Source organism: Dysgonomonas sp. GY617, from assembly GCF_015233815.1.
In the GTDB taxonomy this organism is placed as follows: domain Bacteria; phylum Bacteroidota; class Bacteroidia; order Bacteroidales; family Dysgonomonadaceae; genus Dysgonomonas_A.
Map to the genome: position 1 here is coordinate 14932 of NZ_JADCLR010000002.1, position 12518 is coordinate 27449.

The 12518-nt window shown below is 35.4% G+C and carries 10 protein-coding genes and 1 tRNA gene; 7 read left to right on the forward strand and 4 right to left on the reverse strand.

What is annotated here, in order from left to right; all coding sequences use genetic code 11:
* Window positions 1-28 precede the first annotated feature (28 nt).
* Window positions 29-2077 (reverse strand): leucine-rich repeat domain-containing protein, encoded by a 2049-nt coding sequence (locus IR022_RS03770; protein WP_194202671.1) that lies wholly within the window; start codon window positions 2075-2077, stop codon window positions 29-31.
* A gap of 307 nt (window positions 2078-2384) precedes the next feature.
* Here IR022_RS03770 and IR022_RS03775 point away from each other — a divergent pair, with 307 nt between their 5' ends.
* The 4 genes from IR022_RS03775 (at window position 2385) to IR022_RS03790 (ending at window position 6945) form a co-directional block, all read left to right on the forward strand.
* Window positions 2385-3035 (forward strand): ABC transporter ATP-binding protein, encoded by a 651-nt coding sequence (locus tag IR022_RS03775; RefSeq protein ID WP_050711498.1) that lies wholly within the window; start codon window positions 2385-2387, stop codon window positions 3033-3035.
* A 226-nt stretch (window positions 3036-3261) separates the two neighbouring features.
* On the forward strand, window positions 3262-3588 hold the full coding sequence (locus IR022_RS03780; RefSeq protein WP_050711497.1) for a hypothetical protein: 327 nt from the start codon (window positions 3262-3264) through the stop codon (window positions 3586-3588).
* A 341-nt stretch (window positions 3589-3929) separates the two neighbouring features.
* The gene (locus IR022_RS03785; protein WP_194202672.1) at window positions 3930-6374 is read left to right on the forward strand and encodes a TonB-dependent receptor; all 2445 of its coding nucleotides are present in this window, start codon (window positions 3930-3932) and stop codon (window positions 6372-6374) included.
* Window positions 6375-6525: 151 nt separating this feature from the next.
* Window positions 6526-6945: a hypothetical protein gene (locus IR022_RS03790; protein WP_194202673.1), complete on the forward strand. Its 420-nt coding sequence runs from the start codon at window positions 6526-6528 to the stop codon at window positions 6943-6945.
* Window positions 6946-7068: 123 nt separating this feature from the next.
* On the opposite strand, the gene IR022_RS03795 is transcribed toward IR022_RS03790, so the two are convergent.
* Window positions 7069-7596, reverse strand: coding sequence for an NAD(P)H-dependent oxidoreductase (locus tag IR022_RS03795; RefSeq protein WP_194202674.1), 528 nt, complete (start codon window positions 7594-7596; stop codon window positions 7069-7071).
* A gap of 145 nt (window positions 7597-7741) precedes the next feature.
* On the opposite strand from IR022_RS03795, the gene IR022_RS03800 reads away from it, so the two are divergent.
* On the forward strand, window positions 7742-8098 hold the full coding sequence (locus IR022_RS03800) for a winged helix-turn-helix transcriptional regulator (protein ID WP_050711493.1): 357 nt from the start codon (window positions 7742-7744) through the stop codon (window positions 8096-8098).
* 98 nt (window positions 8099-8196) lie between these two features.
* Here the strand turns inward: IR022_RS03800 and IR022_RS03805 are convergent, their stop codons facing one another.
* Complete coding sequence (locus IR022_RS03805) at window positions 8197-9429, reverse strand: DUF4468 domain-containing protein (RefSeq protein WP_194202675.1); 1233 nt, start codon at window positions 9427-9429, stop codon at window positions 8197-8199.
* Window positions 9430-9721: 292 nt separating this feature from the next.
* Here IR022_RS03805 and IR022_RS03810 point away from each other — a divergent pair, with 292 nt between their 5' ends.
* Window positions 9722-11821 (forward strand): alpha/beta hydrolase family protein, encoded by a 2100-nt coding sequence (locus IR022_RS03810; protein ID WP_242053055.1) that lies wholly within the window; start codon window positions 9722-9724, stop codon window positions 11819-11821.
* A 238-nt stretch (window positions 11822-12059) separates the two neighbouring features.
* Window positions 12060-12136: transfer RNA gene (locus IR022_RS03815), tRNA-Asp, on the forward strand.
* Window positions 12137-12251: 115 nt separating this feature from the next.
* Here IR022_RS03815 and IR022_RS20310 read toward each other — a convergent pair.
* Entirely contained in the window at window positions 12252-12476 is a 225-nt protein-coding gene (locus tag IR022_RS20310) for a cupin domain-containing protein (protein WP_199330256.1), read from the reverse strand.
* Window positions 12477-12518 lie beyond the last annotated feature (42 nt).

Sequence of the window (12518 nt, forward strand, 5' to 3'; positions counted from 1 at the left end):
TATGTAGCAAAGGTAGAAAAAATATAAGCTATTCTTCCTTTTTTTCTATGGGCTCTATAGAAAACTTATAACGAAGTAAAAGTTTAGGAAAAGCATCATTGGTCATTCTGCATACGAGATCTACTCCTGCAAACGATTCGGGGACTATATATTTGCCTCCCGATCCATCAAATACTATTTCATCCCCACTTTCGAACCAACGGTATCGGGTTTCTTTTCCATTTTTCATAAACTCAGAACTGAGATCTATGGTATCACCACATTGAGCTATGCCTCCATCTATAATAGTTTGTGGAGAATAAGTATAATTTCTGATGAAAGTATAGTCCGATAAATTGATTGAGGAAAAGCTTAAGGAGTTGTGCGAACAATTCATTTTAAAGAAGAAGCTTTTGTCGATATCTAAATTGGTTATATTATTGCTCGAACAATCTAAATAGAGTAGAGGAAGGTTGCGAGGCAACTCCAGATTATCTAGCGAATTGTTAGAGCAGTCAAGCTTACTCAATACTTGATTATTACTGAAATCTATTTCTGTCAATTTATTTGCCGAGCAAGTAAGTTCCGTTAGTCTATGATTGTTACTTATGTTGAGATTGCTAAGCTCGTTGTCGTCACAATATAAAATGCTTAAGTGTTCACATTTAGTAATGTTGAGCGAATCGATGGTATTTATAGAGCAATTTAAAGTTTTTAAGAGTGTATTGTATTCTAAGTTCAAATCTTTTAATTGATTATCCGCACAGAATAAATCTGTTAGTTTCTTGTTCTTTGAAGTGTCAAGTTTACTAAGCTTGTTTACTGAACAACTAAGCTTTTCTAATTTGATAAGGGGAGTTATATCCAGATTCTTTATACTGTTAGAATCGCAGTTTAAAGAAATAATATCTTGATTGTTTTGTAGATCTAGCGAGGTTAGTTTGTTAGATATACAATCTAGTTTTGAGAGATATTTATTAGCGGAAATGTCAAGTTGTGTAAGCGCATTTGACGAACAGTCTAAAGTAAGCAACTCTAGATTGTTTTTTATATCAATATCTGCCAATCCATTACTTGAGCAATATAATTCCATCAACATGCTGTTTTGATCAATGTCTAGTTTTGCAATGGGGTTGTCCGATATTTTCAATAATTGGAGGTTTGGATTTTTAGAAAAATCGAAAACCATGATAGAGTTTTTCGAACAGTCAAAAATATTGAGATCATGCAGAGTAATTAAATTGAGGTTACGAAGTTTATTGTCCGAGCAAGAGAATATAGATAAAACAGAAGTTTCACCAAAAGTTATATCTTCGAGTTGATTTTTGTCGCAAGCCAGATGAAAGAGTTTTATATTTGATCGTAGATCCAGACTTTGCAACTTATTTTCGGTACAGTCTAGGTTCTCAAGTAAAGTGTTTTTCGAGAGATTAATAGAAACGAGATAGTTTGCATAGCAACTCAAATCTACTAATTGCTTATTGCCCGATAAGTCTAAGGTGGTGAGTTGGTTCCAATAAATATCTAACGACTTAAGTGCTGAGTTTTTAGATAAGTCGATATCTTTTAGTCCATTATAACTGCAATTGAGATGTTCTAGTTGTTTGTTGTTTTTCAGATTAATAGAAGTTAACCCATTCCCCGATACATTTAGATACGAGAGTAACTTATTATTCAATAGATATATACTGTCTATTTCATTTTGAGAAATGTTCAGGTGAAGTAGCTGCTTATTTTTCTGAATATCTATTTTAGAGATGTGGTTATTGGCACAAATAACTGATTGTAGCTCGTGAAAATATCCAAAGTCAAAGCTTCCCGATAAATTAACACTTGTCCAGTCTATACTTGTAATTCGTTTGGGTAGCTTGTCGTTCCACTCTATTCCTTTTAATTTAGTGATCCATGCGTCAGATGTTTCCCAATTTGTGGTATCGCTCTCACTGAGACCCAATTGTTCCAGATTTAAACTGTCTCGGTTCATCGATTCTTGTCTGAGTATCTGCATCAATCCTGCTTTATCATCTTTATGATAATTTTGGGCATGAGTGAATATGCAAACCAACGAGAGTAAGACGAGAGTAAATATTTTTTTCATGTATGTAGTGAGTCGCTATCGTGTGAGCGGTATATTAAAGACAAAAGGTTGTAGACCTTTTGTTTATACTTTGGAAAGAATAATAGCTACAGCTTGTTCTGTCTCAAAAGTATATCATTAATAATACCTTCACTTTCTTATTTTTATAAGATACCTATTTTTACACAAAAGTAACAACAAAACTTTAATATACTAAATAAGCCCTATGCTTTAATTATTTTACTGATTTAGAGAATTAGAGAACCAATCTGTCGATTTATTTCTAATTTTGTTTTGTAATTAAGTTTAAGATCGAATTATCGTTATTATGATAGAAGTACAGAATATAACCAAGAGTTACGGACAACTGCAAGTCCTTAAAGATGTCAATCTACATGTCAATCAAAGTGAGATTGTATCTATTGTTGGCGCTAGTGGTGCGGGTAAAACAACTCTACTCCAAATAATGGGAACTCTGGATAAACCCGATTCGGGAACGGTTATAATCAATGGTCAGAGAGTGACAGGACTGAATGATACGAATGTTTCAGATTTTAGAAATCGTAATATAGGATTCGTTTTTCAATTCCATCAATTATTGCCCGAATTTACGGCTCTTGAAAATGTAATGATTCCTGCTTTGATTGGTAGAGCTAAGGAATGGGAAGCTAAGAAGAAAGCTAAAGAATTACTCGAATTATTGGGGTTGTCTTCGAGGCTTGAACATAAACCGAACGAATTGTCGGGAGGAGAAAAGCAGCGTGTAGCGGTAGCTCGTGCTTTGATCAATAATCCAGCAGTGATATTAGCTGATGAGCCATCGGGTAGTCTTGATACCGAAAATAAAATAGAATTACATAAGCTCTTTTTCGATCTTAGAGATCAGTTTGGTCAAACATTTGTGATTGTAACTCACGATGAGGAACTAGCCAAAATTACAGATCGTACTATATATATGAAAGATGGCTTTATCTTATAAGACCTCAAACCTTTTTATTATTTGGGTAAGCGATAGTTGCAATTGGTTATTATGCCTTTCAAAGTGCAACCTTCTACTTATATTGAGAGGGAGCCGTCTAATTTTATATTACTTAACGCTTATTTTAAACTTCTATTAATATTTATAGTATATCTTTGTTACGAGTTTAAAAAGTCTGCTTAGACTTTAGGGTATCTTTAATCGTTAGAACAAATTGAAAGTGCAAATGACAAATAGGCAAAAAATAGCCTCGTTATTTATTATCGTCTTTTTCGGTGTAATACTGATGAAGCCGGTTCACTTCTTCTTTGTAGATCACGGTTCTCATTACGATACACATTGTCATTCGGCAGGAAAATCAGCAGCCATTCATCAGGATTGCGATATCTGTCTTTTTATGCTTCAGGCATTCACTCCACAACAGTTTGCCGAATTACAACAACATTTTGATATTTACTTTGCTGAAATTATACAAGCTGAGATCCAAACTCAGACTTATCAACCTATTCTTCATGTTTCGCTGAGAGCACCTCCTGCACTCGGTCTTTTCTAAAATAAATACCAAGGTCTAGGACCTTGCTTCTACTTTGGCTAAGAGTAACAACAATAGATTGTTATGTCTCTAAAGTGTCATTAGAAATAGCTAAATTATTCAAAATCTATTTATTGTGCGAATTGTAGACTGAATTTATTCAATCTATGCGATTCGGGTGTATATCATTCCGTTAATCATAATCGTACGATAAATGTAGTATCCAAGTCTACCTGTTTTTAAGTAACAGCCACTTATTTAGTGTGTTGTTTCTAGGTGGCAACTGGTAGTTGCGCTTATACTTATAAAATAATAAGGTTTTAGACTGTAAAGGGTTGAAATTCAAAACATCAAAAAAGAACATGAAAGTAATATACACAATCATCATATGCCTACTCTCTTTGGCAACACTATCTGCTAATAATGCGCCTACCGATAACAGGTCGCTACAAGGAGTTATTACAGACGAAAAAGATGGAGAAGCTCTTATGGGAGTAAATGTTTATCTCCCCGATCTGAAAAAAGGAGCCATTACTAATGAGAAAGGACAGTATCGAATTGACAATCTGCCTTTAGTTAGAACTACTGTACAAGTAACTTATTTAGGTCATCAAACACTTGTTCAGACAGTTGATTTAAGATCTGTAAATGATCTGAATTTTGCTTTGAAAGAATCGAGTGCCGAAATTAATGAAGTAGTGGTTACCTCATTAACGGGTAGCTCGCTTATAAAACGGACGCCATCTCCTATATCATTCATTGCACGTAAAGAATTGCTTCAACAGTCATCCTCTAATATAATTGATGCTATATCGCGTCAACCGGGAGTTTCTCAGATAACAACAGGTTCGGGGATATCTAAACCCGTTATTCGTGGTTTAGGATACAACAGAGTTGTGGTTGTTAATGACGGAGTGCGTCAAGAAGGGCAACAATGGGGAGATGAGCATGGTGTGGAGATCGATCCTCAATCGGTAAATTCGGTAGAAATACTTAAAGGTCCTGCAAGTTTAATGTACGGATCGGATGCCATGGCAGGGGTTATTAATTTTCAATCAGATCCAATCTTACCCGACGGAACAATCAATGCAAATGTTTTGACTGAGTACCAAACTAATAATGGTTTGATTAATTATTCAGTCAATACAGCAGGTAATAAAGGAGGTATTGTTTGGAATGCAAGATATAGCGACAAATGGGCTCATTCGTATAAGAATAAATACGATGGATATGTGTTTAACTCAGGGTTTCAAGAAAGGGCTGTTTCGGGGCTTATAGGTCTTAATAAAAATTGGGGTTATTCTCATTTGACCTTAGATTACTATAATATTACACCTGGTATTGTTGAGGGTGAAAGAGATGAGAAAACAGGAGGCTTTCTTAAGCCTGTAGTTGTGGATGGAGAACAGGGTACAGCTATTGCTACTGATAGAGATGGTAGGTCGTATAGACCATTTGTGCCTTATCAACAAGTGTATCACTACAAAGCAGTATCAAGTAGTAATATAATATTGGGTGATGGGAGTTTACGTACCATCTTTGGGTATCAACAAAATCGACGTCAGGAATTTGAGAATGTGATGGATCGCAATGAGTATGCTTTGTATTTTCAGTTACATACAGCAACCTATGATGTACGTTATAGCTTACCTGAGATAAATGGATATAAGTTGGTGACTGGTGTAAACGGAATGTATCAATCCTCATTAAATAGAGGACATGAAACGCTTTTGCCAGAATATAAATTGTTTGATATGGGGGTATTTGCCATTGCTTCTAAGAACTTTGGTAAATTAGATGTTAGTGGGGGATTGCGTTTCGATCGCCGCCATCAGAGTGTGAAAGAGTTTGAACCTCATACACACGACCATGGAAGTGGTGGACACGAAGACCATGAGGACGGTGATGATCACGACCACGACCATGATGCAGAAATATTTCCGGCATATACCCGAAATTTTCAAGGGCTTAGTGGAAGTTTAGGTTTTACCTATCAGCTATCGGATGGTTGGTATACAAAATTAAATTTATCGCATGGTTTCCGTGCTCCCAATATTAGTGAACTAGCTTCTAATGGAGCGCATGGAGGTGCTGTTCGTTACGAAATAGGAAACCCTAATCTTAAAGCTGAAAATAGCTGGCAGGCAGATTTAGGTTTTGGTTACTCATCACCTATCATTTCGGGGGAAGTTTCTTTGTTTGCCAATCGTATCAATAATTATATCTTCTCTCATAAATTATTAGATGAGGATGGGCATGATTTATTGACCGATGGTTATAAAACATTTCAATTCGTATCGGGAAATGCACGTATTCTTGGAGGCGAAATAAGTATTGATATACATCCTATTGAAAGATTACATTTTCAAAACTCATTCTCGTATGTAAATTCGGTACAGTTGAATCAGCCCGATTCTACTAAAAACTTACCATTTACGCCAGCTCCTAAGTTAATTTCAGACTTACGCTTCGATTTGATTCGTCATGGAAAAAACTTGAATAATACTTACGTTTCGGTAGGTATAGAGAGTAATTTGAAACAAGATCGAATATTTTCGGCTTTTGATACTGAAACAGTGACACCTGCCTATACATTATTGAATGCTTCTTTTGGAACGGATTTTGTACATAAAGGACGTACATGGGCTTCGCTTTATTTTATGGCGAATAATTTAACGAATAAGGCTTATCAAAATCACTTGAGCCGTTTGAAATATACCGATGTAAATCAAGTAACAGGTAGAGAAGGAGTTTTTAATATGGGGCGTAATTTTGGCATAAAGTTGCTTGTTCCGCTCAATTTCTAAATATGATAAAGTAATATTAAGTTCTTAGAATTTAATGTTATATTTTCTTTTTTAATCAAAGTTTATATAGTGATAAAGGAGTTGCTTTAATTAGTAGCTCCTTTGTTTTTGTGGTAATGTTTTTCTATTTTTAGATTCAAAATAAAATACTATGAAGAAGATTATACTGTGTTTAATTTCCATTATACTATATACAACAAGTTCTTTTTCTCAAGAGAATCAATCGGTAGAGAAAAAGTATTATACATATTGTATGGTGTATTTGCATGACGCGGAATTAGTCTTGGGTTTGTCAGAGAACTATTGGCTGGAAAAAGAACCTCGCCTTAGAAATGCGAAAGGTAAATTGGTGAAGTTTCGCGAGTTTATCGATGCAATGAATTATATGGAAGCTTTAGGATGGGAAGTTATGCAGATATATCCTGATAATAGGGGATTTTCTATTAGTTCAGACGGGAATATGGAAGAATTGTCTATTTCTCGTGCAGGTTATAGAGTAAAGCTATTCCGTAAAGAAGTTACAAAAGAAGAGTTGGAGCAGATAGGTGCTGCAATTCAGCAAAGACTGTAACTTGGGTTAAAAATAATAATAAAAGACACAATGAGTAGCTTAGATGAATCTGCCTATTGTGCCTTTTCTAGTTGAAGGTTTTAGCTAATATCTTTCTTTTGTTGTTTTGGCTTCATTGATTAGTTATAGATTCAGGGCAAACTGAATATAGTCTTCTGCACTTTTTTCTAAAGTTTCAGTGTGAAGTGCATCATGTGAATTGTATAAAACGAAATGTCCTCTAAAGTCAGACTTAGTATAAAGTGCTGTTGTTTTAAAAGGTAAGATCAGTTGTTCTATTGTAACTTTCCATGTTCCATTTTCTTGAAAATCTACTTCTTCAATTCCTGCAGATATAGCTAATGCTATTTTTTTGTCTTTCATCTTATCTCCAGTAGAACCATAAGCCCATCCATAAGTGAAAACATCATCTAACCATTGTTTTAAAAGGGGAGGGCAGTTGAACCAATATAAAGGATACTGAAGAATCAGAGTCTCGTGTGCTTCAATTAGTCTTTGCTCTCTCTCAATATCTATTTTGCCATCGGGGTAGGTGTTGTATATATTGTGTACAGTAAACTGTTCGGGATGTTTCTCCAATTCTTTTACCCAACGTTTATTTATTACTGAATCTTGGATATTCGGATGACTGACAATGATAAGTTTCTCCATCTGTTTTTTTCTTTTACGTTTATTGAAATACAAAGTTAGTATCACTGAGTATGAATCACAATAAGGGATTTTTTTATCTCTAAGTGATAATTTTGTCACTAACTTTGTATCTAAATTATATTCTAAGAAATTCAACAGACGGTGTATGTATGAACGAAAAATACCTTTAGATTTTGAGTGCGGAATCACTATTGCTACGGAAGTTATTTTCTCGAAGTGGAAATTTTGCATACTTATGGAGATTGATAAGGGGGTAACACGACCTAAAGATTTGGTTGAGGCTGTAACGGGTATTACCAAGCGAGTATTACATCAACAATTGAAGCAGTTGGAGTTTTATAAAATAATAGATCGAACTACTTACCCTGAAATACCACCAAGAGTAGAGTACTCGCTTACTGAGGATGGTAAAAAGATATTGCCTATTCTGAATGATATTAATAAATGGGGTTTAAATTATGCTCCTAAGTTTAAAGAGATAACGGAATCTGAGAATCTATGATTATTTAGGCATTGTTTAAATAGTTATGTACTCTAAAATCAGAACGGGAGAAATTCAACTTATTGAATTTCTCCCGTTCTGATTTATATTTTTACTTTTTATTTAATCCAAACGTTAAGTATTTCTCCCATATACATTTTGTGTAATGCTTTTCCATTCCACTTCTTAGCAGCATCTGAAGTTGTGTCTGCTATTGCATCTTGTGATAAAGGTTGTGCAATCATTTTTTTGCACTCGAATATCATCCACGCCTCGGCAAATGCTGTTGCTCCCGAAGGTGTTTTGATTGGAGTTAATCCCGAACCTTTTATCTTATCCTCGTTACGTCCGCTTGTCGATCCACAGTATTGAATAGCATCATTATAGGCTTCAGTGTAGAAAGATATAGTGTAGGTCTCCCCTTTATCCATCGTTGAGATAGAATAACGTTGAGGATTCAAGAAGCAGAATGACACAGGTTTTTCCCAGAAAACACCCAATCCACCCCACGAAGCAGCCATTACATTTACATCATCGCCCGATCCCGAAGTTATCAGAGTAGCATTGTTCAGTAGTTTAATTATATTTCCGGGGATTTTATCAGCCGAAATTTGTCTAAATCCAGCAAGTGTAGCTCCCGATGTTGTATTGGTTGCCGGTGCCGATTCGCCTGCAGGAGAGCTAGCTACCAATGGAATCATCGGTATAGATTGAGATTGTGTGGGCTCTGTTAAAGCAGTCATCGGTACTGTTTTCTGAACTTCAGTTTCTGCAGCTCCCTCTCGTCTTTTTACTCCATTTAAATACACATCAATAGAATTAAATATTCCGTTTATACTATCTACTGTGTGAGTTCTGAATTTATCGTAATATCTGTTTAGTTTCTGACCATTAAGAGCCACTTTGTCACTAATCAATTCTTCCGCAGTATAATAATCTTTATTGCCTTTGTCGTAATAATCGTATTTTATATTTTTTACGGTTGCCTGACATTCGCCCGATTCAATCTTAAGAATAAGTTGATATGTTATTACGGTTTTATCAAGTGAAAGAGCCGATTTACTGAATATAATATCCTTTTCGCCTCTGCAAGCAATCGTTTTATCCGCAGGGTTTGATAATAATATTCGTTGTGTTGAATTGGCTGATGAAGAATAATTATCCTGTGCCCATTTATTCATCAGATCAAATATTTTTTCGTCCGATATACTATTATTTACTTTTATGGCTCTGGAGAATATTACTTTTCCGTCCACCTCAGGTACTGCTCCTTTAAGGTATTTAGAGTCAACTTGTGCATAGGTACTCAACGAGATTATTGCAAAGAGTATAAATAAGATATGCTTGTTCATGATACTTAGATAAAGTGAGATTTCTATTGTTATCTTGTTTTATTATAGTGAATTATACTAAATAGAGTTGCCTTACAATAAAATGTATGTGGCTTAAACATCTAAGATGTATTTTATTCAAAGATAGGAAAATCTGATAAAAACTTGGGTAGACATTTCGAAAAGACTTTTAATGATGTAAAGATTATTAATGGAAGCAGAAAACTTAAACAAAGTCAGGCTTTTACAGTATTGTAAAAATGAATAACTTTGAGGGCGAAATTTGGAAATAAATTATCAATCTATATAACGAATGAAATACAAATCTATTATGGCGATTGCTTTGAGTGCCGGAATGTTAGCTTGTGGCTCTGGAAAAGAGAAAGCCGAAGATGCTAACGAAGCTCCTTTGATCGGAAAATCTGCAATAAAAATTACAGATGGCGTAATGACTCCAGAAGCTCTGTATAGCTTTGGGCGTGTGAGTGATGTGCAGGTCTCTCCTGATAATGCCAAAGTGTTGTACGGTGTTACGTATGTGAGCGTTGAGCAGAATAAAACTAACCGTGAACTGTTTACCATGAATGTGGATGGAACAGATAATAAGCAGATTACTAAAACACCAAAGAGCGAGAATAATGCGGTTTGGGTAAAGAATGGTTCTAAAATTGCATTTTTGAGTAGCGAAGGCGGGTCATCTCAAATATGGGAAATGAATGCTGATGGAACAGATCGTATTCAGATTAGTGATGTAAATGGAGGTGTTAATGGTTTTGCTTATTCTCCTAATGGGCAAAAGGTGCTTTATATCAAAAATGTAAAATACGGAGAGCGTGCGGTTGATAAATACCCTGATTTGCCTAAAGCTTCGGGGCGTATCATTGACGATTTGATGTATAAGCATTGGGATGCTTGGGTGGAAGAAGTTCCGCATCCTTTTATTGCAGACTTCGATGGTGAAAAATTAGTAAACGATCTTGATCTTTTAGAGGGTGAACCTTATGAATCGCCAATGCTTCCTTCGGGCGGTATAGAACAGCTTGCTTGGAGTCCCGATAGTAAAACGGTAGCTTATACTTGCCGTAAGAAAAAAGGGCTGGAATATGCTTTATCAACAAATTCGGATATTTATTTCTATAATCTCGACACTAAAGAGACTCGTAATATTACCGAAGGGATGATGGGATACGATATTAACCCAACGTTTTCATCTGATGGTAAGTATGTTGCTTGGCAAAGTATGGAGCGTGACGGTTACGAATCGGACAAGAACAGATTGTTTGTAATGGATTTGTCGTCGGGCGAAAAAATATATGTAACTGAAGATTTTGATTATAATACCGATTTTGCAGTTTGGAGCAAGGATAATCAAAGTATGTATATTGTGTCATGCGTTGAGGCTAAGACTCAAATATTTCAAGCTTATATCCATACAAAAGAGATAAAAGCTTTGACTAAAGGTGTACATGATTACGAATCCTTCGCAATTGCAGGTGATAAATTGATTGCTCTTCGTCATTCTATGTCTCAGCCAAATGAAATTTATTCGGTGAATACTTCAACAGGAGAGGCTGCTCAAATAACACATGAGAATAAAGAAATACTTGACCAAATAACAATGGGTAAAGTAGAGGAGAGATGGATTGCTACTACCGATGGTAAGAAAATGTTGACATGGGTAGTATATCCACCAAATTTTGATGCAAATAAAAAATATCCAACATTGCTTTATTGTCAAGGAGGTCCTCAAAGTACAGTAAGTCAGTTCTGGTCATATCGTTGGAATTTGCAAATGATGGCTGCTAATGGTTATATTATAGTTGCGCCTAATCGTCGTGGTCTTCCTAGCTTTGGCAAAGAGTGGAACGAGCAGATTAGTGGAGATTATGGTGGTCAGAACATGAAAGATTACCTTTCAGCAATAGATGAGCTGGCTAAAGAGCCATTTGTTGATAAAGATCATTTAGGATGTACTGGTGCCAGTTATGGTGGGTTCTCTGCATATTGGTTAGCAGGTAATCATAATAAGCGTTTTAAAGCATTCTTAGCTCATGCAGGTATCTTCAATCTGGAGGCTCAATACTTGGAAACAGAAGAGATGTGGTTTGCCAATTGGGATTTAGGAGGATCATTCTGGGATCGAAGTAATTCTATTGCTCAACGTTCATATGCTAACTCACCTCATCGTTTTATTGAAAAATGGGATACTCCAATCATGATTACTCATGGTGAATTTGATTTCCGCATCCTAGCTTCACAAGGTATGATGGCATTTAATGCAGCTAAGTTGAGAGGAATTCCTACTCGTATGTTGATATTTCCTGATGAAAGTCATTGGATAGCTCAACCTCAAAATGGAATTTTATTTCAGAGAGAGTTCTTCCGTTGGTTTGATCAGTGGTTGAAAAACTAAAGATTAAAAGGTCATATATAAATAATATCTCAAAGAATTCTTTGGGATATTATTTTTTCTTGAGGGTTGTTGTTCCTGAATAATGTCTGATAATGAAATGAATAATGAATGTTTGTATTGCGAAAAGATTTTTTTTGTAAAAAAACGTTGTAAATGTTTGGAGAAAACAAAAAACGGACATATCTTTGCATCGCATTTCAGAGGAAATGTCACTTCTGAAATGGAGTAAAACAAAAATGGTGTGGTAGTTCAGTTGGTTAGAATACCTGCCTGTCACGCAGGGGGTCGCGGGTTCGAGTCCCGTCCATACCGCCAAAGCAAAAGCTAGATATCTTATTAAAGATATCTAGCTTTTTTTGCCTTATTGCGTTGTTGGTATTCCCTAATCAGTTTGCTAGCTTTTATTTATCTTTCGCTTTAGCGTATCTTTTTATAAATAGTCCTGTCTAATTGGAGAGAGCACGTCTACAACTTCTCCTGCTTTTATAATTTGCAATGAGTGTTCAGTATTCGCTGGAATCGAATAAGTATCTCCTTCAGATAAGAAATATTCTTTTTCTCCAGAGATCAATTTATACTTACCTGAAATAACGTAACCGCTTTGTTCGTTAAGATGCTTATGTGGAGTAACATTGTCTGTGCTTTTATAAAACACTTTTGTGACTATTGTATCTTTTCCAATGGAAAGTACTGTGAA